Consider the following 25,151-nt stretch of genomic DNA (forward strand, 5'->3'; position numbering starts at 1 on the left):
AATGGGAGTAGAAAAAATTAAAGCAGCGTTTGAAAATGGTAAGAAAGCATTTATTCCGTATGTAATGGGCGGAGATGGTGGCTTTGAAAAATTAAAAGAAAGAATTCGTTTTTTAGATGAAGCAGGAGCGAGCATCGTTGAAGTCGGCATTCCGTTTTCGGATCCAGTCGCAGACGGTCCAACGATTCAAAGAGCAGGGAAACGAGCGCTAGATAGCGGTGTAACAGTAAAAGGTATTTTTCAAGCATTAATAGAGGTAAGGAAAGAAGTGCAAATTCCGTTTGTACTCATGACATATTTAAATCCAGTACTTGCATTCGGAAAAGAACGATTTGTAGAGAAGTGCTTAGAGGCCGGTGTGGATGGTATTATCGTTCCAGACTTACCGTATGAAGAACAAAATATTATTGCGCCGTTACTTCGAGAGGTAAACATTGCGCTCATCCCACTCGTTACCGTAACGAGTCCTATTGAAAGAATTGAAAAAATTACGAGTGAATCAGAAGGGTTCGTTTATGCTGTTACAGTAGCGGGCGTAACGGGAGTACGTCAAAACTTTAAAGAGGAGATTCATAGTTACTTAGAAAAAGTAAAATCACACGTCAACTTACCAGTAGTCGCTGGATTCGGCATCTCAACAAAAGAACATGTAGAAGAAATGGTTACAATATGCGACGGAGTTGTCGTTGGAAGTAAGGTCATTGAGCTTTTAGAAAATGAAAAGCGAGAAGAAATATGTGAATTAATATATGCAACAAAACAAAAAGAAGAGGCGTAGTCTCTTCTTTTTGTTTTGCGTAATAAATGTTAAAATATACAGAAAATACATATAATTCAGAGGGGGAGAAGGCATGCTAAGACGTAAATTACTATATCTATTTTTAACTGTACCATTATACGCTTGGCTCATTAGCATGACGAAAATAGAGTTAATGGCTCTATTTTTAGGGTATGTATTCATCTTTTCCAACTTAAATCGCATTCAAGAACAGTCTATTATAGAAATATGTCTATTTTCGATTAGTATAGAATTATTTAGTATCGTTTCGATTGTATTATTAAACGAATTATTTCTACGGATTCATTCATTTACATTAATGAAATTTTGGAATATTATATTGCAAGCAATATGTACTTACATTGTGTTTGTTGTGTTGAAAGAAATAGTCGGAAAGCAGACAGTTTTTCAGGATAATAGAAAATGGGAGTGAATGAAAAGGAGCCGTTTGGTTCCTTTTTTGAATCTGTTGTAAAAACAATTGAAAATTATAGCATCTGTTATATAATAGTTAAAAATTGTATTTTAAACGAAATGAGATGATAATATGGCCATATTGTTGGCACTTATCCCAATTATGATGATTTTCATTTGTTTATTTTTATTTAAACAAACGTCATTAAGGTCTTCGTTAATTTCTTATGCTGTGTCTGTTGGAATCGTTTTACTCTCGCCAACGTTTCAATTAGGGATAAGTGAAACTGTACACGCAACGATTAAAGGATGGTTAATTTGTTTTATTGTCGGGTACGTTTTATTTTTCGGTATTTTTTTATTTCACCTCATGAACAAAATGGGGTACATCGATCAAGTAGCACGTTTTCTAGAAGAAGTTACTCAGGATCGCTTATTACAAATGCTGCTTATGTGTTTTGGCATTTGCCCGCTTATTGAATCAGTAAGTGGATTCGGTATCGGCTTCATGGTTGCAGCACCTATTTTTCTTTCACTAGGATATAAACCATTTCAAGCTGTACTGCTCTCATTCATCGGCTTACTAGCTAGTTCATGGGGCGCAATGGCAACTGGTACGATTATCGGTTCGCAGCTAATAAATATGCCTCTTACAACACTTGGTACAAATACAGCGCTATTAAGTATTCCGATGTTTGCTTACTTTGTTATTCTTTCTTTACACGTTGTTGGCGGCTGGCAAGCGGTTATAGAAAAGTGGAAAGAAGGAGTAGGATTCTTTCTATTATTTTCTCTCGGAATCTATCTTTCTAATGCGTACGTAAGTGTTGAACTAGCCGGGATATTAAGTTCTATCGTTACGATTACATTTGGCTTTCTTATCATTAAATTAAAAGGAAAAAGTGGGCAAAATCTTATAACAGAACATGCGGCTGCAACGGAGAGAGAAATATCCATTATAAAAATTATTAGCCCTTATATATTTCTAACAGTTTGTATTTTACTTTCCCGCCTCGTTCCAGCATTACATGATTTGTTTAGATCATATGCGGTTCTTGATTTGAAATCATACTCTTACAAACTAGAGTTACTATATTCACCAGGATTTTGGCTCGGTATGACTTGCTTATTTACTATTATTTTCTTCCGCATCCCGTCTAATATTATGAAACAATCACTCTCACAAACGATAAAACAATGGATTCCATTTGCTATTACGACGACAATGTTTATCGCCATTTCAGAACTAATGGGTGCATCAGGCATGCATTCATTACTCGCAAAGACAGCTGGTGACACATTTGGAACGTTTTTCGTTTTCGTTGCTCCGTTTATTGGCGCTATTGGTGGATTTTTAACAGGTAGTAACGCAGGATCAAATGCAATGTTTATAAAACTACAAATGCAAACTGCACAAAACGTAGCACTCCCGTGGCAATATGTCACAACACTTCAAAACACCGCATCATCAGTAGCGACAATCGCTTGTCCATCACGGATTACACTAGGTGCTTACTTATGTAATATCCCTTACCGTGAAAATGAACTATTAAAGAAGACGACGTTAATGATCTTTGGTGCGGTTTTGCTTGTAGTGGTAGAGGTTATTGTTTGGTATATGTTGAGAAATTAAAAATCCTCCTAACATAGGAGGATTTTTTTTATGAGTGGATAATGATTTAAATATGAATAGCTTCTACTAAATGAATAGGAGATGAAATGTATGCCCCTAAAAAACTACGGTGTGTTAAAAGGTACAGTTATACAATCAAAGATTGGAAAAGGGAAAACACCTCATTATCAAGTTCATTTACAGGGCGAGACAGGAGTAGATTATCGTATTGCAATTAACGTAAAATCGCAAAGTTATCCATCAGAAGTTTTATATTTTGCGAGTAACAATATTCGGTCAGAGGCGATTCATATTTTACCGACATTACCATTCGGTTTTACAGAAATAAAAAACAATGAACCGAAAGTAGCTTTAGATTATGTAAGAGGAAATTTATTTGACTCAAATCAAATGATTCCTTTGCCTCCCGAAAAAGCAGGAGAAGATAATGATTTAAATGAAAAAATAGAACGTTATATAAAACGAGCAATAGAAGAAAAAGCAATTATTTACGCGTTTGGTGAAAGATGGGGACCAGAAGAAAATACACCAGATTCCTATTTTCATTTCAAACCAGGAAACGGTATACATGATATTCATATGAATCAAGGGAATGTAGAAAAATGGAAAGGTGATGATGGAATATGGCAAGATGGAGGGATACTCATTCACTTTGAAAAGGAAGAAGAATGGATTGGTATCTTTCTTGCATTCCAATCACAGTCATGGTGTACCGATGAAGAAGGGCATGCTCGTGTTCCGGTTGAACATTGTGATTATAAGGGGAATAATTAATAAGAAGAGGGCGTTCAAAAAGAACGTCCTCTTCTTATTTTATAAAACGAAAAACTAACAAGTGTAGAAATACAAGAGAAAAGCAGTGCTACACTAGAAAAAGCAATGAGATACATATTATATTTCATAACCTGTCCAAGTAGCTGGTTACTGTCGTATTGAAACAGTCCCGCTATGATGTTGAATAAAAATAAAACGATAAACATGACGATAACTCCGTCTATTGATCCTTTAATGTCTGGTTTACTTAAAGCGATATGTGCGGAAATGCAAATGGCGATAAATAAAAATAACCAAAAGGAAGGATTCAATAAATTGCCGATTGTAAATAAGCTTTTCAATAATACAAACGTCGACAAGAGCATGTTTTGAATCATTTCTACATTAATAGAAGTAGAAGCAATCGTTTTTTCGAGAGTTGTATTAAATAAAAAATATGATTCTGGTACGAAATAGCGCATTAAAAGGATTAATGCAGTAATACCAGAAATAATAGGCCCAATGCCGATAAAGAAATTCCCAATTCGTTGATACACACTTTTTTGATTGTATTGATGTTGTATGTAACCTAAAGCCCCTTGACTTGTATCTGTTGGGAAGAACTGCGTTGCCACAATTTTATGACGGAACAGTACGCACATAATGGCATGTCCAAGTTCGTGAATCGGAACACCGATCCAAGCCGTTAATAGGAATCCTTTTCTTCCAAAAGCTCTCGACCAATACATGCGTGTGAGAGATTCTAAATAGCCTAATAGAAATCCAATTACAATGATAACGCCAATTAAAGATAATAATTGGATTACGCTTGTAAGGAGTATTTGAAAAATTGAGTTTACCAATTCCATTACCAGTCATCCAATCTGTTAAAAATATTATTTATTCTGTTTCATAATAGCATTTTTTTTCAAGATTACTAGCACATATATTTTCTTTCGGAAGAAGGATTTCAGAATCTTTTTCTTGTAGTCATGTTTTATGTCCAAAGTCATATATTGAACTTGTAACACCCTATAAGGTATATGCTTAAGGAGGGATAAGAGAATGAAATGTCCGTCATGTCATACAGAAAATGCAGCGGAGGCAAAGTTTTGCGGGAATTGTGGACATTCGTTAACGGAAGAAGTAGTGGCAAGTAGTGGCCAAGAAGAAGGGCCGGAACAAGCGCGCGCGGCACAAGAAAAGGAAACGCGTCCAAATGAAACGGTAGAACAAGCGAAGCGGTTCGCGAGCGGCTATTTTCAATTTTTTAAACATGCATTACAAGCACCGACAGCGATTATGAAAAGCGGCGCTATTGAAGTGCGAAATGGAATTGTAAGTCTTGTTCTTATTTGTTTTTTAGGAGCATGTATTTTTTATAGAATGATGAGTGCAGCATCAGCAGTTACGAGAACATTTGCACCAGATATATCTACTCCCACGTTTTTTGGAGAATCTATAACGGTCTTTTTCTTTTTATTAATTTTAACTTTATTTGTCGGATTTATTATTTTTGTAAGTGGTAAGATGATGAAATCGTCTTTTTCGTTTCTTGAAGTATTTGGTATATGGGGAACGATAGCGACGCCGACTATTGTCATATTAGTCCTTTCTTTTCTTTTTAGTTTCTTATTAATCTTTTTCTTACCTATATTATTATCCGTAGCTGCAACTTATATAGGGATTAGTATAACTGTAGCCGTATTAAAGCTAGACAATGGCGGATTAGATCTCGTTTACACACTTATTATTGCAAATGTTTTAATTGGAATTGCAACGTTCATTGTACTTTGGTCTTACATTAGTACGATAATTCAAGCCTTAACAAAGGGAATAACTGGCTTCTAATGAAAAGGTGGTTGACTGAATGAATGTATGTACAAAGTGCGGAGCTCAGTTTGAAGATGGTGTGCAATTTTGTCAAAACTGCGGGTCGAAGAGGGGACGTCCTGTAGTAAAGAAGAACATGAGCGGTGGTGCAAAAGTTGGCATTACACTGTTAGCGCTATTTGTTATAGTGATTATTGGATTGTATTTGTACGGATCGTCGTATTATACGCAGCTGGCACAAGTAGACCGGATGATTACGATTTTACAAGAGCAAGACGGAGAGAAATTAGCTGAGATCGTTACGGCAGATGATCCATCGGTTATGATAACGAGAGAGTGTGTAAAGCCCCTATTTTCATATATAAAAGAAAATCCATCTTACGTAAATGAATTAAAAGGATATTTGAGACAAGGTGAAAAACAACGGGACGGAATAGAAAGAGCTGATTTTTCATTAACGAAAGACGGAAAGTATTTCTTTATATTTGATCGATATAAATTGAAAGCGAAGACGTACTATACAACTTTGCTTACAAATGAAAAAGGCGTATCGTTAAAAATGAACGGAAAAGAAATTGATAAGACAGATGACAAAAAGTTTGAGAAGCAATATGGGCCATTTCTTCCGGGAAATCAAGTGTTTCAATCAGATTATAAAAATGACTATGTAAAATTATCTCGTGAGGAAAAGGTTGTACTTATGAAACAAAGCCAAAATAACGTAACGATAGATTTAACGTTGCAAGGTCAATATATTACAGTTCAAACGAACGCGCCTGGTGCAACATTGTACGTAAATCAAAAACCGGTTACAGCGCTGGCAGGAGAAGAAATTACATGGGGGCCAGTAGCGACTGATGGAAGTGCGACGATTTATTTAGAACGAAATGGAGAAAGCGAACGGGAAACGACACAAGTAGAGACGGTAACGGCACTTTCGTCTTATAATCTTCCATTCCAAAAGAAAAGTACAGAAAAAACAGTTGTTTATAATGTTACTCCAACGCCCGCGACTGGGTATGTATATAATGGTTTCATCTTTCCTGATAGTGATATTCGAAAATTAACGAGCGCAGATTTAACATATTTATCGAAAGAGCAGTTGAAAATTGCTAGAAATGAAATATATGCAAGGCATGGACATATTTTTCAAACGAAAGATATGCAAGCGTATTTTGCAAAACAGTCTTGGTATAGAGAAAATCCTTACTTTACAGGAACGTTAACAGATATCGAAACTTATAATATTGAACTAATCAAATCAAGAGAATAGAACACATGAAAAAAGGTACAGTGCATAACTGTACCTTTTTTATGGTTTTTTATCTGAACCAGGATCCCTTGAGAAAAAGATATGAAAGAGAAATGTGACTTTACTTGCTCCTCCTGATGTACTTGCTTGCACATCAGATAAACCATTAGATGTTAAAACACCTTCAGAATGAGGGGGTACGACTATTTTGAGATTATCATCTGATTCTGATGATGCAGTAACTGTTATTGTATCATCAGATAAGTTCAAAATTTTTACAGTACCGATTGGTAAGATGGACTTGCCAGCGTGTGATGCTGAAGCGAAGCGAGAGCCTTTCCAAATCGTTTGTGGGAAAGTCTCATCATTAGATAACCAAGCACGAGCACTATAGATGGTTGCGTTAATAGAGAATTCTTGATCAAGCGACAAGGCGGGTTTTGGTTCTTTCGGTTCCTCTGGAGTTTGAGCGAGAAGGCCGGCGCACATGTATGTTTCACCTACTTTCAATTGTTACTGTTATAGCATATTAAACATATTGTTTATAAGACACGACAGTTACCTATTCAAGCATAGGTTTGTGCACAAAATTTGAAGATGAAATTCTCTTTCTTTACAATGGAAGTAGGTGTTATTTCTATAAAATATGGAAAACGTAAAGAGTATGTAAAAAAGAAGGAGTGGTAAAGTGAACTATGTCATTATTGGCGGAGATGCAGCTGGTATGAGTGCAGCGATGCAAATTGTTAGAAACGATGAAAATGCAAATGTTGTAACTTTAGAAAAAGGTGAAATTTATTCATACGCTCAGTGTGGATTACCGTATGTCATTAGTGGTGCTATCACTTCAACTGAAAAGTTAATCGCGCGTAACGTAAAGACGTTTCGTGAGAAATATGGAATTGATGCGAAAGTGCGTCATGAAGTAACGAAAGTAGATACGGAAAAGAAAATGGTGTATGCAGAGCATACGAAGACGAAAGATGTCTTTGAATTTCCGTACGATCGATTATTAATTGCGACTGGAGTGCGTCCTGTTATGCCAGAATGGGAAGGACGGGAATTACAAGGCGTTCATCTTTTAAAAACAATTCCTGATGCTGAGCGCATATTAAAAACGCTAGAAACGAATAAAGTTGAAGATGTAACGATTATTGGCGGTGGTGCCATTGGACTTGAGATGGCAGAAACATTCGTCGAACTTGGTAAGAAAGTAAGAATGATTGAGCGAAATGATCATATCGGTACGATTTATGATGCAGATATGGCAGAGTACATACATAAAGAAGCAGATAAACATCATATTGAAATTTTAACGAATGAAAATGTAAAAGCATTCAAAGGGAATGAACGAGTAGAAGCAGTTGAAACGGATAAAGGTACGTATAAAGCGGATCTTGTTTTAGTATCTGTCGGAGTGAAGCCAAATACTGATTTTCTTGAAGGGACAAATATACGTAAGAATCATAAAGGGGCAATTGAAGTAAATGCATATATGCAAACGAATGTGCAAGACGTATATGCAGCTGGTGATTGCGCAACACATTACCACGTTATAAAGGAAATTCATGATCATATCCCGCTCGGAACGACTGCCAATAAACAAGGGCGACTTGCTGGACTGAACATGCTGGATAAACAAAGAGCCTTTAAAGGTACGTTAGGTACAGGTATTATTAAATTTATGGATTTGACGCTTGCAAGAACAGGATTAAATGAAAAAGAAGCGAAAGGGCTACACATCCCGTATAAAACAGTCAAAGTAGATTCGACTAATATGGCGGGCTATTATCCAAATGCAAAACCACTTTACTTGAAATTACTATATCGCTCCGATACGAAACAATTATTGGGCGGGCAAGTAATTGGAGAAGAAGGCGTAGATAAACGTATTGATGTAATTGCAATGGCACTCTTCAATAAAATGAGCATTCACGATTTAGAAGATGTCGACTTAAGTTATGCCCCACCATATAACAGCGTTTGGGATCCAATTCAGCAAGCGGCAAGGAGAGCGGAATAGCACTTTTTAAAGTGCTATTTTTTTGTTAAAGGGGAATTATCATTTTTGTCGAATGAAGAGGATCGGGAAATAGTTACATATGTGGAAGGGGAGTTTTTTTATGATTGTAGCACTTCAAAAAGTTCAAGAATCAGAAAAAGAAATATTACGTAATTTGTACGCTTTATATCTTCATGACCTTTCTAAGTTCACTATGAATATAACTATCGGAGCGAACGGATTTTTTGAATACGAAGATTTGCACATGTTTTGGGAAAATGACGGAATCACTCCGTATTTTATTAAAAGTGATAATGATATTGTAGGGTTTTTATTACTACTGGAACGTCCTTTTTTGAAGAAGGAAAACGACTTTGGTATAAATGACATTTTCATATTGAATCAACACAAGGGGAAAGGAATCGGTAAACAAGTTATTGAGAATGTACTAAAAGAGAAACGGGGGCAATATTTCGTTATCGAGCTTGTGAAAAATATACCAGCTGTTTCTTTTTGGAAGAAAATATATAGGGAGCTAAACATCGAATTTGATGAGAAAATACAGTTAATCGATGATGAAGAATGCCTCGTGCAAACGTTTAAAATACAATGAGATTGGTGCTCCTAGTATATTACTTTGAAATTTAACTTTATTTTGAATATACCGTTCACCCTTGAAAACATAGTACGTATCGCTTATATTGTCATATAGTATTTATTTTTTAAACAAAGCAATGAACGAACCAGGGGGCACAGTATGGCAATTAACATGAAAACAATCGAAGAATGGATTGTGGAATCAAACGCAAGACAAGAAGAAGACTTTGGACACGTTGTGGAAGAGATGAAAGAAGTATGTGTCGGACTTGATAACGCGACGTTAATCTATACGAAAAATGTATTTTGTTTCGGTAAAAAAGTAGAAGTATTTTTCTTCTTCCAAGACCATGTCGTGATTGGACAAGAAAAAGACGAATATATTGAGATTGAAAAATTAAAGTATGATGACATTACAAATAGTAACTTAAAAACAAATGACAAAAATACTACGTTAGAATTAAAGTTTGCTAACGGACAATCTATCAATTTAGATAGTTTAAATGATAACTACGGTACGAAAAATTGGTTATTTGCTAGACAAATTAAGAGTATTTTTAAGTTAATCTAGTAAAAAAGCACGCCGATAGACGGCGTGCTTCTAACAATGCAAAGCCCCTTTTAACCAATTCCGCGCTCGATATGCCCCAACTGGAATTTGAATAAGTGACGTTTCATTTCCAGCATCTATCCCGTATAACTGATCACATGAATTTGTATCAAAACTAAGTAAAGGATGCCCGCCCATCCCCATCGCGGTCGCTGCAAAAACGAGTTTATGAACGAGTATACCTGCTTCCATTTGGTGAATACGGTATCCTCTATAGCCTAATACATTTGTATAATAATCTTTCTTTCCGACTACATGTAGGCAAAGTGGTACTTGAAAAAGGTTTACGTTATCCATCGTCATACTAGACTGAAGTGGGTAGCGAAGGTCTCCATATCGAATTGGTTGTATGGAATGTGTTTTACTGTTATAAGCGTAAGCCCCGTTTTCAATATTTTTCACGTTATAAAAACATCCGTATACGGAGACGCGTGTATTTTCATTTGTATACTTACCGTCAAGGTCGTTGTAATAGGGGAAGGAGAGACTCGCTTCTTGTAGTAAAGTAGCGAGCTCAGCTGCATCCCATTTCGTTAAAGTAAAGTCAGCATCAGGGGAATACCGTTTTCTGCAAAGTTGCAAGAAATCATAAGATAAACGCTCTACTTTCGGCAGTTGTACAGCGTGCTCATGATGTTGATAGTGCTCTTCATGAGCAAGTGTTTGGAAGTGTGCTGTCGATTCGATTATAGAAGCCTCATTTATTTTTGTTATCATCGGATATTCATCTACATGTTTTGAGCGAACGAAATGTTCATGTGCGAGCGGCGGAATTTGTTGCAACAACTCATGAGAAGTAACTGTTTTATTTTCACGGTAATCATTGTGAAACCAATTAGTTTCTGGCTCTGTACTTAAAGGAATAACGGCATACACACTTTCTTCACCTTCTGACAATCCGAGTAAATGGTTCAGTGCACGGTCTAGAAATTGAAAGTATACGCCGTTCGTATAACCGAACTGATTTGCACATTCTAGTAATTGTCCAATGAGAACCCCGCTATCTAATCCTTGAAGTCGATATGAAAAGTTATTGTATTTAAAGAAGTTTTTCCAAAACATAGTGGATACGAATGCAGCACCGAAACAATCCTGTATGTTACAGCGATTACCGAGTGCGTCTGCTAAATAAGAATCGAAATTTCCTTCGCGAAGTAAAATAAGTCGGTGATGCGCGGCGTCATAATGGTAAATGCCGTCTGGATAATCGTCAATCTTTAAATAGATATACAATTCATTCGGGTATAAGGCACCGCCTGAAGGAATGGATCTACGTAATACATTTCTCCCGCTATTTAGCTGACATAATTGTGTTACACCAAATGAATACCAAAGGTAGTGACCAATCTCATTTAGAGTAGGTGTAGTAGAAGAGTTCGATAAAGATAACGGGATTTCTAAGGAGAGCGGGATGGTAGGTACATTTCGATATAATTTATAAGGAAGCGGTGCATCTTTCCAGTCTACCTCATGATTTGGCATAATTTCATCAATAGAGAAATGGAGATGATGTAAAAAAGTATCTAGCTGCATGAAATCCCTCCTTTACTATGGAAACGGGTGCGGATGTGGATTTAATTGTTCATTTGTTAACGGTTCAGTGCTATATCCAAGTGTCATCGGTACGGTATAAACTCGGTCTAACCCTGTAACCCGAGTAAGATGGTGTCCGAACGTCATCGGTAACATACCTGGAATAATAACTTTTACACAGTGTAGTCCATTCTTTTCTATAAGGGGAACGGTTTGATCTACAACGATTACTTCAAGGTCAGATTGATGCAAACGATTTAAAAGTTGGTGGAGATCGGATGTTAAATCCATATCAAATGATTGTGATACATTCATTTCTTGGAACGTTTGCACCGGTGCATCTTCTCGTAAAAGGAAGTGAAGACGTTCTTCCGTTTCTTTCAATCCGTACAGCATACTATGGTCTTCCATTTTATTAACGAAATAAGGATCTTGTAAGCACTTTTCGTAGTATTCTCTTTTGTGCTCGAGCTCATCGTCTGTTATAAGTAACATGCCTGCTATTTCTTGAATAGCGCTTTTTAAGGCTCGAATAGGATCTAAATGAGCGCCTCCCGCACAAACAACGTTCATTCCATTTTCACGCGTATTTTTTGCAATTACCCATAAGCTCGGGATGCCGTGTTCCATCGTCGCGTTAAAAGCGTGTAATTCATATCCGGTAATCGTACGTAACCGCTGGATCATTAATTGTAATTCTGTATCATTTGCTGAATTAAGATCAAGGCGGGGAAGAGGTAATTCGGCATACCAAGTGAGTAAGAAGGCATCACGCTCTACAATTTCTAAAATGCCGTGAAAAATCGCTTCTTCTAAACTACCGCCAATTGCACATCCATTTGATGTTTCATACACGAAAGCGTCTCGATGACCGAGGCTATAATAAGCAATTGATTCAGGAACTAAAAGCGGTCTGTTTTGTGATAAAGAATATCCCCATACCCAGTTTTGCTCATAATCAGGATCAAACGGTTTAAATGGAAAATTATCACGATTGTAATGTTCATTTGTATGTACACCGAGCGAGAGGGGATTTAGTGCATGTTCCTCTAAATCATGAAAACTACCATGCACATTTGTCTTTTTCCCGCGAGGCGACATACCGCAATATCGTTCTAAACCTTCTAAAATAGCAGTTGCTTCACTCACTGCAAATGAATGGGTTCGGCCTGCAACACCTTCATTTCCAAACATCAATGGCATGTTTATAATGACGTCAGCGAATGGTAATACAGAATGCTGCATTTTGCCGTTCAACATACCGACCCGATAATCTAAATAGTCTCTCGTTAAAAATGTGTTTAATTCATGAATGGAACGGCAGCGATACGTTTCGGTGCTTACTTTTAAACTCGGTTGTAAAGAAACTTCCGCCGCATCCGCAGTATCATCAGGTAAATTACTACATACAGGACAGAGAGGATCTGGAAGAAAAGAATGCCGCGTACATTGTAATGTTTGTAAGTTTAGTAAAATAAGTTCATTTTCTAAAGAAGAATGGTTATGAGTTAATATTTTTTCTGTTTCTGCGCAAATAAGATGGCACATTTGTAACATTCCATTTTGGGTGGCACGTACATCACGCCTCGTTACATTATCTGCTTTAAAGGCATATTTCCGCTGTAGTTCCCACATTTCTTTTTGATCAAAGCCAGCGATAAAACGGCGTCCATCAGAACAATGGGAACATCCGGGCGTAAGAGGATGAATGTAAGGACCGATAATACCTTCGCCAAATGAAGTAAAACCACGTAACCACGGAATATGATTTGACCGAAAAATTAGCTCAGCGTCATGATGAATAGTAGAAGGAGATCCGTCATGTAATACGAGAGCGAGATGAATATTTTCAGGAAGTTCTTCTGTAAGGGTATGCTGACGAATGATGGAATATTGTTTGCATAATTGATCATGTACATAGTCTGCAAGAAGGCCATCCCCTATAAGTAATATATTTTGAGTCATAGACCGTCCTCCTTTGCAATTAATACCCCATACACACCGTCTAAGTTTTCTTTCAAAAATGGTTCGATTGCTAAATCAAACACGAAGGGATAAAAATTATGTTCTTCTAAATGCTGTAAGGCAAGCTGTAAAGATTGCACACTTGGAATTTCTTCTTCCGCTTGTATTTCCACTCTAAAAGAATCCGTGTCATATAAAATAATAGATGATTCAGGCAAGATATTAGCTCTGTAAGGAGTCTCTTCACTTTGAATGTGGAGCAGTGATAGTTGTAGTGCGCTTCGTAACGCTAACGTCATATTAATATTAGATGCACCGTACCATCTATCATTTATACCAACCCAAACGACTGGAAAACTGAGAATCTCTTCACTCATTGCGATTTTAGGTGTTTCATGAATTGTAGAGAGAGCATCGTAATAAAATCTACAATGTTTATCATGAATATCAGTTAAATCAATCGTTGTAAGTTCTTCTAGCATATGTGACTGCCGCTCATACAATTTATTATTTAAATGTTGTTGTAGTGCCCGGTAAAATCCTTCTGTCATCGTTTCTCCAGCACCGATACCGATATCGTTATGTTCAGGAATAAGGCGGTGAATGATTTCTGCTACATATGTTTCAATTCCTGTTAAACCAGCTTCTCGGCGTGCTTCATTATGAGTTAATCCACTACGAGTCATAAGAGGCAGAAGGGGAGCTGGGCCATCTGATAATGGATTGGCTACTTGAATATAGCATTGTGATAATGGTAATTGATATGAATCTTGTTCATCCCATACATGGAATATACCGGCTTCTTTAGAAGTTAATGAGTCGAAAAAGCGGAATACATCAGTTGAAGTATGTTGGCCATACCGATGCTCAAGTTTTTCAGAAAGATTTTCTATCGTATCAATTGTAAAACTTTCATCAGTTGCAAGAGGGTGTTTTATAAAAGGATGCCACGTTCCTTCAAGTGTTTCATAGTTTAATAAAAAGAATTGTGATTCTTTTTCACGATATGAATCATCCGCGACATGTTTAAACAATTCAAAAACGATTACATTTGCTAACATGGCAGATGTAATTGGTGAGAAGGAATCCGATGAATTTTCATTTTGCAAAGTCGTTTCATGTAGCCGATGCCATGCGGATTCCCAGCATTCATCACGATTTTCTGTTACGACAGGTCCAGCTATACCGAGTGTTGATAAACAAATAGCTGGTATGAAATTCTTTTTCGTTTCTCTACAAATAGTGTGAACTGTTTTTAAACCGTCAATGTCTCCGTTTTGAGAAACATATAAAATCCAATCAAAAGGTTCGAATACTTCATGCAAGGGACGGTCAATTGTAGTATCGATTTCTTGAAGGAGTACACTGTTATCAACTTCATATGCACGTTCTATTAGCTCATGTATTCTGTCATAGTTTGTTTCATCCCGATCTGTAACGAGGTAATGAAATGTAGGTAAACCAGATTCTAATAAAGAAGAAACTAAGGAAGTGAGCATATCCCCAGAACCAAGTACAAGGACATTTGCTCCGCGGTACGTTTCGAATTTTAAAGCACCTGAATGAGAATCGGCTTCTAAAAATTCAATTTGCGAAGCATATCTGTCGAGTAATGTACTGTTTAATTCATGAGGTGCATCTTGATTTGCATCACGAACGAAACCATTTTCATATAAAATCTCTCCAATTTCAAATACACGGTTTTGATAGGGGAGAGGGAGGCCATCGGTTATTTCGGCTAAAGAATAATTCCCGTTAAACATTGGCATTAATTTTTCAATCCAGTCATAAATTCCATCACCGTCCATACGAAATGAACTGGCGTTATTTCGAAAATAGACACCCCCGTTTGAATCGGGGAGGAAGAAAGTATCCTTATTTACTTTAAGTTTTGCATGAATTGGAAGGTTATTCATTTTAATCCTCCTTACGTTTAGGCATACATTATTACCTTATGTCATGAAATTTGTCCCGTATGAACACAATAAAAAAAGGCTGTAGAATGAATCATTCTACAGCCTTTAATAGATTTTTAATCTATCAACCTTCTAATAATAATGACTTTGGATCTTCAAGCATATCTTTAACAGCAACAAGGAAGCTAACTGCTTCTTTACCATCAACAATACGGTGATCGTAAGATAAAGCAATGTACATCATTGGGCGGTTTTCCATACGCTCGTTATCAATTGCAACTGGGCGTACTTGGATTTTATGCATTCCTAAAATACCAACTTGAGGGCTATTTAGGATCGGTGTTGACATTAGAGAACCGAATACACCACCGTTTGTAATTGTAAATGTACCACCTTGTAGTTCTTTTAATGAAAGTTTGTTATCGCGTGCTTTTTTACCTAATTCACGAATTTCGCTTTCGATTTCAGCGAAGTTTAATTGGTTAGCATCGCGTACAACTGGAACAACTAATCCATCTGGAGCTGCTACTGCAATACCGATATCATAGAATTTTTTAATGATAAGCTCGTCACCTTGAATTTCAGCATTTAATAATGGGAATTGTTTTAATGCTGCAACAACTGCTTTTGTGAAGAATGACATGAAGCCAAGACGTACATCATGTTTTTTCTCGAAAGCATCTTTGCGTTCTTTACGTAATTCCATGATCGCACTCATATCAACTTCGTTAAATGTTGTTAACATTGCAGATGTTTGTTGAACTTCTACAAGACGTTTTGCAATTGTTTGACGGCGGCGGGACATTTTCACGCGCTCAACTGGTTTTTCGAATTCCGTTTTTGCAACTGGAGCAGGAGCTGGGCTCTTTGGAGCAGCTGGTGCTTCTTTTGGTGCTGCAGCATGAGCTTGTACATCATGTGGTCTCACGCGTCCAAGTGGATCTGTACTACGTACGTCGTTTAAGTCGATTCCTAATTCACGAGCCATCTTTCTAGCAGCTGGTGATGCGATAGGACGGTTTGTATTTGGTAACCCTTGTAGTGTTGCAGTTTGCTCAGCACTTGGTGCCGCAGCTTTCGGTGCTTCAGCTGTTTCTTGTTTTGGTTGCTCAGCCACTGGTGCAGGTGTACTTACTGCAACTGGTGCTCCATTAGCATCTAAAATTGCGATAGTTGCGCCAACTTCAACTGTATCCCCAGGTTCGCCTAGTAACTTCGATACAATACCTGAATCTTCTGCAATGATTTCTACATTGACTTTATCAGTTTCAAGCTCAACAACGCTGCCACCTTTCTCAACTTTGTCGCCTACGTTGATAAGCCATTGTGAAATAGTTCCTTCAGTAATAGATTCTGCAAGCTCAGGTACTTTAATTTCGATCATTTTAAATGTCCTCCCCTTATTTGCCTAACGGTGTGTTTTTTCTTCTTTTGTCTTCGGTAATCTCCATTTGTTAGCCTGGCCTTGGGCAGAATATCTGCCCAAGGAACAAGCTAGAAACCTTCATTGTTACTTTTTAGTTGCTGTAAACTTCAATTTCTTGTTTATCTTGACGGAAGTTATACTTCACATCTAAAGCATGTGCAACAATTAGCTCTTGCTCAGCTTTGTGAGCGAATGGATCGCCGCCAGATGGACTAGAGCGATCAGGACGTCCAATGTAGCCTGTTTTCACTTTATCTCCAGCAAGTTCGAACAGAATTGGAGCCATGTAATGCCATGCACCCATATTACGAGGTTCTTCTTGAACCCAAATGATTTCTTCTAAGTTTTTAAAGCGTTTAATAATAGATTGAACTTTCTCAGCAGGGAATGGGTACAATTGCTCAATACGAACGACATGAACTTCGTCTAAGTTGTACTCATGTTTACCAGACTCGATTTCTGCTGCTAAGTCAATCGCCATTTTACCTGTGCTTAAAACAAGACGTTTTACTTTATTTGGTTTCATGCCAAGGTTTTCTTGTTCTAAAGCAGGTTGGAAACGTCCTTCGCTTAACTGACTAGCAGTTGAAAGCGTAAGTGGGTGACGTAATAAACTCTTCGGCGTCATCAATACTAATGGTCGAACAGCTTCTGTTCCTAAGATAGATGCTTGACGACGCAGGATATGGAAGTATTGTGCCGCACTCGTTAAGTTTGCAACTGTCCAGTTATTCTCAGCAGCTAACTGTAAGAAACGCTCTGGACGTGCACTAGAGTGCTCTGGTCCTTGACCTTCATAACCGTGTGGTAATAGAAGAACTAAGCCAGATTTTTGACCCCATTTTGCTCTTCCAGCTGAAACATATTGATCAAATAATGCTTGCGCAGTATTTGAGAAGTCACCATATTGCGCTTCCCACATAACAAGAGTTTCTGGAGCGAATACGTTATAACCATATTCGTAACCAACAACAGCAGCCTCTGATAACGGACTGTTATGAACAGAGAACGATGCATTAATGTTTGGTAAGCGATGCAATGGTGAATATGTTTCGTTTGTATCAGTATCGTGTAATACGATATGACGGTGTGCGAATGTACCACGCTGTGAATCTTGACCAGTTAAACGAATTGGCGTACCTTCTTGTAAAATAGAAGCGAATGCTAACGATTCAGCAAGTGCCCATTCAATTTTACCATTTTCTTCAAGAGCATCTTTACGGCGCTCAAGAATTTTCTTCACTTTCGGATATACGTTAAATCCTTCCGGCCAAGATAGTAGACCTTCATTAATTGCACGAAGTGAGTCAATCTCAACACCAGTATCAATTGACTGAATACCTTTTGCAACAACATCTGGCACTTTAACGTGAATTGTTGCATCGCTCGTATCAGCTGGTGGTACTTGTGCATAGTCGGATTTTAATTGTTCTTGTGTAAACTGTGTAATTGTTTCAACCTCATCTGCATTTAGAACACCAGCAGCTTGTAATTGATCTGCATAAATTGCTCTTACAGTTGGATGGTTTTTAATTTTTTTGTACACTTGTGGTTGCGTAACTGCTGGATCATCCATTTCGTTATGACCGTAGCGGCGGTAACCAATTAAATCGATTAAGAAATCTTTTTTGAACAACATGCGATATTGAATTGCAAGGTTAGCAGCTGCAAGACAAGCTTCCGGATCATCAGCGTTCACGTGAACAATCGGAATATCGAAACCTTTTGCAAGGTCACTAGAATATTTCGTAGAACGAGAATCATAGCTATCAGTTGTAAAACCAACTGCATTGTTTGCGATAACATGAATCGTTCCGCCTGTTTGATACGCGTTCAATCTACTTAAGTTGAGTGTCTCAGATACAATACCTTGACCAGGGAATGCAGCATCACCATGAACTAAAATTACGAATGATTTTGAAGTATCTTGATCTGGAAGACCAGATTTTTTACGATTCTCTTGAGCAGCACGTGCGAAACCTTCTACTACAGGATTCACGAACTCAAGATGACTCGGGTTATTTGCTAATGTCACGCGAGTGCTAACTTCTTCGTTACTAACGACTTGTTCTCTACCTAGGTGGTATTTCACATCGCCAGTCCAGCCAGAATTAGCCACTGCGCCTTCTATTTTTGCATGTTTGAACTCAGCAAACATGTGGCTATATGGTTTTTCTAATACGTGAGCAAGTACGCTTAGGCGACCGCGGTGAGCCATACCAATCATGACATCCTCAACGCCGTTTTTAGCACCTTCTAGAACAATTTCATCTAAAACAGGTACAAGCATATCAACGCCCTCGATAGAGAACCGTTTTTGCCCAACGAATGTTTTATGCAAGAATTGCTCGAAACCTTCAACAGCTGTTAAACGTTTTAAAAGAGCAGTTCGTTTTTTATTTGATAGTGGTTGACGCAATGAATTTGATTCCACCATTTGATGCAACCACGCGCGTTCTTCACTATCTTGTATATGAGAAAATTCATAAGCTAAAGATTTTGTATAAACGTCTTTTAATCTATGAATTACATCAAGTGCAGTGTGAATACCTTCTGGTGCATCTTGCCATACTGTTTTTGCTGGAATCGCTTTCAAGTCAGCATCGCTCAGTTCGCTCATTGCTTTCTCAAGAAGAGATTGTCCATTTGCAGCATCTTCCATCGGGTTGATGTGAGCCAACGTGTGCCCGAAAGAACGAATCTGCTCAACTAGTTGAACGACTTTAAGAATTTTTTCAATGTTACCTGTGTTTTGAGGAGAAAAATGTGTTGCTGTGTTGTCCCCTGTTACGACATCATCTTGAAACGAAGGAGCTCCAAAAATTTCAAAAAGCTCTTGTAATTCCGGATCAACAGAACCTGCTCCAGTTACGTAAAGATCATACTGTTCAATAACATAACCAAGGTTCGGACCGTGGAACTTGGCCCAAGGGTTTGTCGTTGTATTCTTCCTCGTCATTTGTTTAAACCTCCCAATGCATATAATCCTTTTCCATACAAAGGTGCATTTTGCTCTTTTTCAATAAGTAATGAATCAATAATCAATGTAAATGTTTTCTTTACTCTTATGTTATTACAATAATTTACATAATACCAAACACTATTACTTATCTGTTTTGTAAAAAAACATTCACAATAACTTATCACCCAAGTTAATCTTTCATGTTATAAAGTAATTTTACAGAAAAATGGGGTGGATATATTTGGTATGCCTATACTAATAGCTATAATTGTTGCATTTAAATATAGGTATAATAGTTAGAATGTTTCGATAAAATCAGTTTGAATTATGTATATTGAAATAATAAGCGCTTTCATAGATATTATACAACAATATAACGGAATATAGTATAAAAAATAAAAAATTATGAATTTATCGTAAACTTTATTTAGATAGTGTTAAATATTGAAAGGAAAGTGAAGGATTTCTACAAAAAAAGTTGCTAAACATAAAAAATGCTCCATAAACAGTTAGTTTCTATAAATATGACGAAAAACACCGTAAAACAAATAACGTATTTCGTGAAATAAAGAAATAAATGAAATATTTTAAAAGGATAAAACAAATATGGAGATATTAAATTTTAAAAAAAGAAGTGAGGAGATATAGTAACAGTTATTTACAGTGTTCCGTGTTTCGCTTCAAAATAGACGTGCTGAAATTGAAAAAAGTTTCTTCTATATAAATAGCGTGAATAATAATCAAAATATATGTAAAGGGAACTTGATGTAAAGTTTCCTTTACATATATACTCGGTATATGGAAGGAGGGAGAAATTTCCTTGGAAAATAAAATGGTCGAATACCGAAAAAAATTTGGACTATCTCAAGAAAAGTTGGCTGAGAAACTTGGAGTTTCCAGACAAACCATTATCTCAATTGAAAAAGGGAAATACGATCCATCACTTCCGCTAGCATTTGAAATAGCGAAAACATTTCAGACAACGATAGAACATGTATTTATTTATGAAGGAAAAGAAGAGGGGGAATAGGGATGAATTATTCACAAAAGTACTTTGTAATTATGGGGATTATTTTTCTATTTATGAGTGGATTTATGATATTAACAGGTATAATGACGCATTCTGCACCGCCAGCCATAACGTATCCATTGCTTGGGATGATGATTATGAGTTTCTGTCTAAGCTACTTGCACCCGCAATTTAAAGAAAAAGATGAGCGAATGAAACTTATTCGTTATAAAGGAATGTTTGTAACCTTTTTTGCGTTAACGGCATATTATCTTCTTTTCTCTATCGGCTTAAACTTAAAAATACTTACACTATCTGCTACTGAATTATTAAATATACTTATGGCACTTACAATGAGTACAGTTTTTATCTCATTTGTTGTTTTATCAAAAAGATATTAAGATGGAAGAGAGAAAGGAAGATTAACATATGCAAATGATGTATGCTTTTGGCATTGGGCTTGTATTATTTTTAGCCGTATTCTTATTTATTCGTAAAGACGTTCAAGGCGGGACGTTAACGAAACGAGGATTTTATAAATTAATCGCCTGTTTAGTTGTTATGCTTATAGCGATTATTGTAATGATTGTTTTAATAAGTCAGTCACTATAGAATGTAAAAACGGAACCTTACTTCGGTAAGGTTTTTTTTTATTATTCAACCTAAAAAATACCATTAAATCCATTTACTATAAATAACTTATATTATATAATCCAATGAAATGATAGATAAGGAGTGTAGTATATGAATAAAAAAACTATCTTCTATTTATTAACTTGTCTACTACTTGTAGCTAGTACTACTTATATAATATGTAACAAAAGAGAACAAGTGCCACCTATATTAGTATGGGACGAACAAGAATATTATGTTACGAATGAACCTGCCAAAGTAGAAGAAGTTGGGCGAAAACTTGGCGAAGTAACAAGGGAAATTAAAACAAGTAAAAAACCTACTAAAAATAGAGAATCTAATACATTACAAGAGAAAACAGAAGTATTTACAATGATTGAGGAAGAAAAAAGTGAATATCCGCCTTTAATCATAAAGGAAGCTTATAGTGATGAATATAGGGTAGTGAGGCCGATGTCGAAGCAGGTATTGTGATGAAAAGGAGAATCTTTTGTAGACAGTAATTTAGTATTCGTGTTCGTTAAGAAAAATATTTGTCTTTTCCTCCTATCGGTGCCGTTTACATTTTGATGAATAGAGGAGCAATGCGAAAGAGAGATTTCATTTTATATTTATTATTTACTGCTATTAATATATCGCTTTGGTTATCGTTTATGATTTTTGATTGGAATATGTGGATGGTAGTAGGGCATTATTTGTTTGGAGCAGTTGTTATTGTTTTTTCGAATATGAATAAGAGCTAAGCCAGCAACCTTAAAGTTGCTGGTTTTTATTTTGCTATTTATAATGAAGAAACAAATTTTTAATAGAGAGTAGTGGGCGTTATGAGATGGAAAGAGGGAACGTTTGAAAAAATAGACACGAATGACTCATCTGTTGAGCAACTTATAAACACGTTTAAGGAACAAAACTTAATTGGTGGAACAATAATAAGCTGTTTTAAAGTGCATAACGAAAATTTTTTTAAAGAAATACCACATTCGAAAGATGGACATGAGCACTTCTTTAGAAGAATCTTCAACTCTTTAGACATAATCAATAACTTAGAAGAGTTAAAAATACATACATCAGACAAATATAAGTTTCGTTTTAAAGAGCAGCTGGCAGTTATGCTTGATGGTAGCATTGCTGCGCAAATTTTGTGGGGCGGAGCATATGAAGGGTTTAAGGAACGACCAGTTATCGCAAAACAATTAGCAGTCAATGTATGTCAATATATGTTCCAAGATCGATACGAAGATATTAAAGTGTTCGAAAGCTATCGCCCTTGGACAGATTGGTTTTACGATGTTGCGTGGGATGTTACTTGGATGGTGTTAGATAGTAGGGAACAGAAAATGTGGTTCATTTGTGCTACGGATACAGATTGATAGAAGAGGGCCTTGTAGGAATGCTGCAAGGCCCTTTATCTTTTGGGAATTAATAGAAAACAAATCATATAAATGCTATACTAAAAAATGTTTGTAATGTCAGTTTCATAATATTGTATGATGCTGACTTACTAGAAAAGATAAGAGGAGAATGAGCGTGCAAAAGATAAAGAAATTATTGCTATTAATGATGGTAGTAGGATTAACAGCAGGTGTTTTAGCAGGGTGTGCAAATCCGAAAGATACTACAGAAGAATTTTTAACAGCGATACAAAAAGGTGATATAGAAAAAGCTCGTACATTTGTTGAGAGTGACAAGGAATTTAATAAACTAAATGAAAAAACAGATGATACTGAGGCAAAAGCAATGCTAAGTGCAATTACAAAGAACTTTAAATTTGAAAAGCTAGAAGAAGTATCGAAAAAGGATGACAAAGCAGAAGTGAAAGTGAAAATTACATCTGCTGATCTATCCGTTGCTGTAACAAAAGCAGTGGGAGAAGTTATGCCAATGGCCTTCGCTAGCGCATTTAGTGAAGACAAAGAACAATCTGAAAAAGCAATCGAAAAAACAATGACCTCAACTATCATCAAAAACTTAACGGATAAAGATGCAGCAATGGCAACTCGCGAAGTTACATTGAACTTAAAGAAAGACAAAGATGGCGACTATAAAATCGTTGCTGACGATAACTTGAAAGAAGTATTGTTTGCCAATGCAAAGTCTTTGGAGAAGATGTTTGGTGGGAAGTAATTGAATGAGATAAAAAAGAGACACTATATCACGTAGAAGGTTGATATGGTGTCTCTTTTTTATATGACCCCGGAGAGGCTCGAACTCACGACCTCCACCCTGTCAAGGTGGCGCTCTCCCTGCTGAGCTACGGGATCCCAACTATAAATGTTACCATCAGCAATGTATTTTCATTTCATTCGTGTAATCGGAGGATTTGTACAATTTGTTGAGTATTGTAACATTTGATGTATTCCTATAATAGCAACGAACTTTAATGGTGTAAAGATGTAATTTTCCGAATATTTATATTCTAATTTTTGTATAAAAAAATAAGCCCCGAAGAGCTTATTTTAATAATAATATCAACGCAATTATCAATGATATTTTCAAAAATACAATCATAAATAATGGAGCTTGTTCATAAGCTATCGTCCTGTAACTGTCATTCCTGCTGTGTAAATTGTATCAATAGAACCGTCAGCGCCTTTTATTTCGACTTTATAACGATATGTTCCATCCTCATAAATATCATCGCCATATCCTGTGAAAGTTGCAATTTCATCATTGCTTCCAGCTGGGACCCATTGATTTTGCCAACGGAAGTTGGTTTCAAATTCTCCCCATCTATCGCCATATTTCTTTTCAAGGCTGACATTGTAATGAATTTCTTCAGCTCGGTCATTTGTAATTCTTGCAATTACGCTGTTACCAAAAGTAACTTGTGTAGAGTGTACCTGAACTGTAACACCGTTCACCGTTTCACCAGGACCACAAATGTAATGACAACCATCCCATTCGTCAGCATGTGCTTTTGGTGTTTCAATGTTTATAACCGTTAAACCGCCTAAAGCTAATGCGCCAGTTAATAATACTTTACCAAATGTTTTCACTTGAAATTCCCCCTAAGTATATTCTCAATTCGTTCGATAGATATCACATTAATCTAATGGAACGTTTTTTCCTTAAGTGTATTCGCTATGAATCTTTCATCTTGTAGTAATCTAATCACTACATAAAATTTCATAGTTTTGATTCCATATATGTATCATGATTTACATAGAACAAATCTGTTAATACGCTTTAGTTATTTACTTATTCCACTACTTCTTATTACCTTTTATTGGTAAAATATTGATTTTATTATATAACATTATTATCTATTTACAAGAGAAAATAATACTGTATGCAAAAATGCATAATAAAAAACACTGCTTGTATTCTAGATTACAGATTAAATGGAGTGTTGGGTTTCAATTAATATTTGATTGGAACCTAATGCTAATTTTTTATACTTAACAGTATACATATATTACTTTTTTTAGTCATAATTGATAAACCTTGTCCAGGGGACACTCTTCTTGCTGAGCTACGGGATCTTCAAAAGGGAAAGTATAAGCCGATTATGCTAGTAATGTATGAAGGGATAATGATAAGAAGAAAATTCAGTGAAAAGTAGTTTTTGAATGTAGCTGTTATATTATTTCCGGTATTTATCTAAAGGATTTTCATCGCTTAAATCAACAATTAAAGGGCATAAAAATAACAGTGGTAAAGCGGCGTTAGCTTGATGAAAAGTATCATTAGACATATATTGCCTCCCAAAACAATACGGACAATCTTTTTCAAATGTCACGAGTATTGACCATACATCTTTTACTTTCCATTTCGTTTTACAATACGTACAACGCGCCATTGAGTTCCTCCTCAGTTTAAGGTGTTTTCTAATATA

The 25,151-nt window shown here is 36.4% G+C and carries 25 protein-coding genes and 1 tRNA gene; 16 read left to right on the top strand and 10 right to left on the bottom strand.

The window, feature by feature from the left end:
- Position 1 precedes the first annotated feature (1 nt).
- The 4 genes from trpA to V7S45_RS06155 all read left to right on the top strand — a co-directional run bounded on the left by trpA (position 2) and on the right by V7S45_RS06155 (position 3,599).
- The gene (trpA, locus tag V7S45_RS06140) at positions 2 to 778 is read left to right on the top strand and encodes a tryptophan synthase subunit alpha (protein WP_025690135.1); all 777 of its coding nucleotides are present in this window, start codon (positions 2 to 4) and stop codon (positions 776 to 778) included.
- Positions 779 to 851: 73 nt separating this feature from the next.
- Complete coding sequence (locus V7S45_RS06145; RefSeq protein ID WP_025690132.1) at positions 852 to 1,211, top strand: DUF4029 domain-containing protein; 360 nt, start codon at positions 852 to 854, stop codon at positions 1,209 to 1,211.
- A gap of 114 nt (positions 1,212 to 1,325) precedes the next feature.
- The gene (locus tag V7S45_RS06150) at positions 1,326 to 2,825 is read left to right on the top strand and encodes an L-lactate permease (protein ID WP_025690130.1); all 1,500 of its coding nucleotides are present in this window, start codon (positions 1,326 to 1,328) and stop codon (positions 2,823 to 2,825) included.
- A 90-nt stretch (positions 2,826 to 2,915) separates the two neighbouring features.
- On the top strand, positions 2,916 to 3,599 hold the full coding sequence (locus tag V7S45_RS06155) for a YukJ family protein (protein WP_025690128.1): 684 nt from the start codon (positions 2,916 to 2,918) through the stop codon (positions 3,597 to 3,599).
- 14 nt (positions 3,600 to 3,613) lie between these two features.
- Here the strand turns inward: V7S45_RS06155 and V7S45_RS06160 are convergent, their stop codons facing one another.
- On the bottom strand, positions 3,614 to 4,447 hold the full coding sequence (locus V7S45_RS06160; RefSeq protein ID WP_025690126.1) for a hypothetical protein: 834 nt from the start codon (positions 4,445 to 4,447) through the stop codon (positions 3,614 to 3,616).
- A gap of 196 nt (positions 4,448 to 4,643) precedes the next feature.
- On the opposite strand from V7S45_RS06160, the gene V7S45_RS06165 reads away from it, so the two are divergent.
- Positions 4,644 to 5,429, top strand: coding sequence for a zinc ribbon domain-containing protein (locus V7S45_RS06165; protein ID WP_000650094.1), 786 nt, complete (start codon positions 4,644 to 4,646; stop codon positions 5,427 to 5,429).
- A 19-nt stretch (positions 5,430 to 5,448) separates the two neighbouring features.
- Positions 5,449 to 6,684, top strand: coding sequence for a YARHG domain-containing protein (locus tag V7S45_RS06170; RefSeq protein WP_025690123.1), 1,236 nt, complete (start codon positions 5,449 to 5,451; stop codon positions 6,682 to 6,684).
- 39 nt (positions 6,685 to 6,723) lie between these two features.
- On the opposite strand, the gene V7S45_RS06175 is transcribed toward V7S45_RS06170, so the two are convergent.
- A complete protein-coding gene (locus V7S45_RS06175; RefSeq protein ID WP_000332414.1) occupies positions 6,724 to 7,152 on the bottom strand; it encodes a hypothetical protein in 429 nt (142 codons plus the stop codon).
- A 199-nt stretch (positions 7,153 to 7,351) separates the two neighbouring features.
- Here V7S45_RS06175 and V7S45_RS06180 point away from each other — a divergent pair, with 199 nt between their 5' ends.
- From V7S45_RS06180 to V7S45_RS06190, 3 genes are all read left to right on the top strand, one after another.
- A complete protein-coding gene (locus V7S45_RS06180; RefSeq protein WP_025690122.1) occupies positions 7,352 to 8,686 on the top strand; it encodes a CoA-disulfide reductase in 1,335 nt (444 codons plus the stop codon).
- 100 nt (positions 8,687 to 8,786) lie between these two features.
- Positions 8,787 to 9,278 (top strand): GNAT family N-acetyltransferase, encoded by a 492-nt coding sequence (locus tag V7S45_RS06185; protein WP_025690121.1) that lies wholly within the window; start codon positions 8,787 to 8,789, stop codon positions 9,276 to 9,278.
- 144 nt (positions 9,279 to 9,422) lie between these two features.
- Complete coding sequence (locus tag V7S45_RS06190) at positions 9,423 to 9,833, top strand: DUF3908 family protein (RefSeq protein ID WP_025690120.1); 411 nt, start codon at positions 9,423 to 9,425, stop codon at positions 9,831 to 9,833.
- Positions 9,834 to 9,863: 30 nt separating this feature from the next.
- Here the strand turns inward: V7S45_RS06190 and V7S45_RS06195 are convergent, their stop codons facing one another.
- The 5 genes from V7S45_RS06195 to odhA all read right to left on the bottom strand — a co-directional run bounded on the left by V7S45_RS06195 (position 9,864) and on the right by odhA (position 19,671).
- Positions 9,864 to 11,405, bottom strand: a complete 1,542-nt coding sequence (locus tag V7S45_RS06195) for a SagB family peptide dehydrogenase (protein WP_025690118.1) — start codon at positions 11,403 to 11,405, stop codon at positions 9,864 to 9,866.
- Positions 11,406 to 11,420: 15 nt separating this feature from the next.
- Entirely contained in the window at positions 11,421 to 13,370 is a 1,950-nt protein-coding gene (locus tag V7S45_RS06200) for a TOMM precursor leader peptide-binding protein (protein ID WP_025690116.1), read from the bottom strand.
- On the bottom strand, positions 13,367 to 15,286 hold the full coding sequence (locus V7S45_RS06205) for a putative thiazole-containing bacteriocin maturation protein (RefSeq protein ID WP_025690114.1): 1,920 nt from the start codon (positions 15,284 to 15,286) through the stop codon (positions 13,367 to 13,369). Before V7S45_RS06205 ends, V7S45_RS06200 begins: the two co-directional genes overlap by 4 nt.
- A gap of 124 nt (positions 15,287 to 15,410) precedes the next feature.
- Entirely contained in the window at positions 15,411 to 16,670 is a 1,260-nt protein-coding gene (gene odhB / locus V7S45_RS06210; RefSeq protein WP_000569922.1) for a 2-oxoglutarate dehydrogenase complex dihydrolipoyllysine-residue succinyltransferase, read from the bottom strand.
- A 133-nt stretch (positions 16,671 to 16,803) separates the two neighbouring features.
- On the bottom strand, positions 16,804 to 19,671 hold the full coding sequence (gene odhA, locus V7S45_RS06215) for a 2-oxoglutarate dehydrogenase E1 component (protein WP_000197161.1): 2,868 nt from the start codon (positions 19,669 to 19,671) through the stop codon (positions 16,804 to 16,806).
- Positions 19,672 to 20,494: 823 nt separating this feature from the next.
- On the opposite strand from odhA, the gene V7S45_RS06220 reads away from it, so the two are divergent.
- The 7 genes from V7S45_RS06220 (at position 20,495) to V7S45_RS06250 (ending at position 23,440) form a co-directional block, all read left to right on the top strand.
- Positions 20,495 to 20,704 (top strand): helix-turn-helix transcriptional regulator, encoded by a 210-nt coding sequence (locus V7S45_RS06220; protein ID WP_000428506.1) that lies wholly within the window; start codon positions 20,495 to 20,497, stop codon positions 20,702 to 20,704.
- A gap of 2 nt (positions 20,705 to 20,706) precedes the next feature.
- Positions 20,707 to 21,084, top strand: coding sequence for a hypothetical protein (locus V7S45_RS06225; RefSeq protein WP_001109902.1), 378 nt, complete (start codon positions 20,707 to 20,709; stop codon positions 21,082 to 21,084).
- Positions 21,085 to 21,112: 28 nt separating this feature from the next.
- Entirely contained in the window at positions 21,113 to 21,295 is a 183-nt protein-coding gene (locus V7S45_RS06230) for a DUF3976 domain-containing protein (RefSeq protein WP_001178291.1), read from the top strand.
- 132 nt (positions 21,296 to 21,427) lie between these two features.
- A complete protein-coding gene (locus tag V7S45_RS06235) occupies positions 21,428 to 21,790 on the top strand; it encodes a hypothetical protein (RefSeq protein ID WP_001036583.1) in 363 nt (120 codons plus the stop codon).
- Between the two features lie 110 nt (positions 21,791 to 21,900).
- The gene (locus tag V7S45_RS06240) at positions 21,901 to 22,059 is read left to right on the top strand and encodes a hypothetical protein (protein ID WP_179206952.1); all 159 of its coding nucleotides are present in this window, start codon (positions 21,901 to 21,903) and stop codon (positions 22,057 to 22,059) included.
- An 81-nt stretch (positions 22,060 to 22,140) separates the two neighbouring features.
- A complete protein-coding gene (locus V7S45_RS06245) occupies positions 22,141 to 22,686 on the top strand; it encodes a hypothetical protein (protein WP_001267333.1) in 546 nt (181 codons plus the stop codon).
- 157 nt (positions 22,687 to 22,843) lie between these two features.
- Complete coding sequence (locus V7S45_RS06250) at positions 22,844 to 23,440, top strand: hypothetical protein (RefSeq protein ID WP_025690104.1); 597 nt, start codon at positions 22,844 to 22,846, stop codon at positions 23,438 to 23,440.
- 64 nt (positions 23,441 to 23,504) lie between these two features.
- On the opposite strand, the gene V7S45_RS06255 is transcribed toward V7S45_RS06250, so the two are convergent.
- The 3 genes from V7S45_RS06255 to V7S45_RS06265 all read right to left on the bottom strand — a co-directional run bounded on the left by V7S45_RS06255 (position 23,505) and on the right by V7S45_RS06265 (position 25,115).
- Positions 23,505 to 23,577 (bottom strand) — tRNA-Val (locus V7S45_RS06255).
- A gap of 270 nt (positions 23,578 to 23,847) precedes the next feature.
- Entirely contained in the window at positions 23,848 to 24,312 is a 465-nt protein-coding gene (locus tag V7S45_RS06260) for a hypothetical protein (RefSeq protein WP_025690103.1), read from the bottom strand.
- 587 nt (positions 24,313 to 24,899) lie between these two features.
- Complete coding sequence (locus V7S45_RS06265; protein WP_000090222.1) at positions 24,900 to 25,115, bottom strand: hypothetical protein; 216 nt, start codon at positions 25,113 to 25,115, stop codon at positions 24,900 to 24,902.
- Between the last annotated feature and the right edge of the window lie 36 nt (positions 25,116 to 25,151).

This window comes from Bacillus sp. BR3(2024) (genome assembly GCF_039134555.1).
GTDB classification, from domain to species: Bacteria; Bacillota; Bacilli; order Bacillales; family Bacillaceae_G; genus Bacillus_A; species Bacillus_A cereus.

Excerpts from the sequence above, each read along its gene's own strand:
- V7S45_RS06205 (WP_025690114.1), bottom strand. The coding sequence starts at position 15,286 with ATGAATAACCTTCCAATTCATGCAAAACTTAAAGTAAATAAGGATACT.
- V7S45_RS06200 (WP_025690116.1), bottom strand. The coding sequence starts at position 13,370 with ATGACTCAAAATATATTACTTATAGGGGATGGCCTTCTTGCAGACTAT.
- V7S45_RS06150 (WP_025690130.1), top strand. The coding sequence starts at position 1,326 with ATGGCCATATTGTTGGCACTTATCCCAATTATGATGATTTTCATTTGT.
- odhB (WP_000569922.1), bottom strand. The coding sequence starts at position 16,670 with ATGATCGAAATTAAAGTACCTGAGCTTGCAGAATCTATTACTGAAGGA.
- V7S45_RS06245 (WP_001267333.1), top strand. The coding sequence starts at position 22,141 with ATGAGATGGAAAGAGGGAACGTTTGAAAAAATAGACACGAATGACTCA.
- V7S45_RS06155 (WP_025690128.1), top strand. The coding sequence starts at position 2,916 with ATGCCCCTAAAAAACTACGGTGTGTTAAAAGGTACAGTTATACAATCA.
- V7S45_RS06175 (WP_000332414.1), bottom strand. The coding sequence starts at position 7,152 with ATGTGCGCCGGCCTTCTCGCTCAAACTCCAGAGGAACCGAAAGAACCA.
- V7S45_RS06170 (WP_025690123.1), top strand. The coding sequence starts at position 5,449 with ATGAATGTATGTACAAAGTGCGGAGCTCAGTTTGAAGATGGTGTGCAA.
- V7S45_RS06195 (WP_025690118.1), bottom strand. The coding sequence starts at position 11,405 with ATGCAGCTAGATACTTTTTTACATCATCTCCATTTCTCTATTGATGAA.
- V7S45_RS06230 (WP_001178291.1), top strand. The coding sequence starts at position 21,113 with ATGCAAATGATGTATGCTTTTGGCATTGGGCTTGTATTATTTTTAGCC.
- V7S45_RS06240 (WP_179206952.1), top strand. The coding sequence starts at position 21,901 with ATGCGAAAGAGAGATTTCATTTTATATTTATTATTTACTGCTATTAAT.
- trpA (WP_025690135.1), top strand. The coding sequence starts at position 2 with ATGGGAGTAGAAAAAATTAAAGCAGCGTTTGAAAATGGTAAGAAAGCA.
- V7S45_RS06265 (WP_000090222.1), bottom strand. The coding sequence starts at position 25,115 with ATGGCGCGTTGTACGTATTGTAAAACGAAATGGAAAGTAAAAGATGTA.
- V7S45_RS06185 (WP_025690121.1), top strand. The coding sequence starts at position 8,787 with ATGATTGTAGCACTTCAAAAAGTTCAAGAATCAGAAAAAGAAATATTA.
- V7S45_RS06190 (WP_025690120.1), top strand. The coding sequence starts at position 9,423 with ATGGCAATTAACATGAAAACAATCGAAGAATGGATTGTGGAATCAAAC.
- V7S45_RS06235 (WP_001036583.1), top strand. The coding sequence starts at position 21,428 with ATGAATAAAAAAACTATCTTCTATTTATTAACTTGTCTACTACTTGTA.
- V7S45_RS06165 (WP_000650094.1), top strand. The coding sequence starts at position 4,644 with ATGAAATGTCCGTCATGTCATACAGAAAATGCAGCGGAGGCAAAGTTT.
- V7S45_RS06160 (WP_025690126.1), bottom strand. The coding sequence starts at position 4,447 with ATGGAATTGGTAAACTCAATTTTTCAAATACTCCTTACAAGCGTAATC.
- V7S45_RS06225 (WP_001109902.1), top strand. The coding sequence starts at position 20,707 with ATGAATTATTCACAAAAGTACTTTGTAATTATGGGGATTATTTTTCTA.
- V7S45_RS06145 (WP_025690132.1), top strand. The coding sequence starts at position 852 with ATGCTAAGACGTAAATTACTATATCTATTTTTAACTGTACCATTATAC.
- odhA (WP_000197161.1), bottom strand. The coding sequence starts at position 19,671 with ATGACGAGGAAGAATACAACGACAAACCCTTGGGCCAAGTTCCACGGT.